The organism is Pseudomonas sp. PDM22, assembly GCF_014851965.1.
Taxonomy (GTDB): domain Bacteria; phylum Pseudomonadota; class Gammaproteobacteria; order Pseudomonadales; family Pseudomonadaceae; genus Pseudomonas.
Genome location: NZ_JACVAR010000043.1, coordinates 1 through 352 on the forward strand (window position 1 = coordinate 1; position 352 = coordinate 352).

1 protein-coding gene is annotated in these 352 nt (G+C 65.1%); it reads left to right on the forward strand.

The features are described 5' to 3' along the window. Positions 1-352: Ig-like domain-containing protein (locus IB255_RS30560; protein WP_192211295.1), on the forward strand; the 352-nt coding region annotated here is incomplete at both ends.

Sequence of the window (352 nt, forward strand, 5' to 3'; positions counted from 1 at the left end):
TCGACCTGGTCGCGCCGGTAGCGACCCTGACCATCAACGTGGTCGCCGGCGACGACATCGTCAACGCCGCCGAAGCCATGACCAACCAGACCATCAGCGGCAAGGCCGCCGGTGAGTTCCAGGCTGGTGACGTGGTCAGCTTCAAGCTCAACGGCACCGACTACAGCGCCAAGGTAGCGGCTGATGGCAGCTGGAGCGTGCAGGTATCGGGTACCGACCTGGCCAAGGGCAGCAGCATCGATGCCACCCTGGTGGCTCACGATGCCGCTGGCAACAGTGCCGACGTGAAGGCCAGCCATGCGTACACCGTGGACCTGACCGCACCGGTAGCGACCCTGACCATCGACACCGT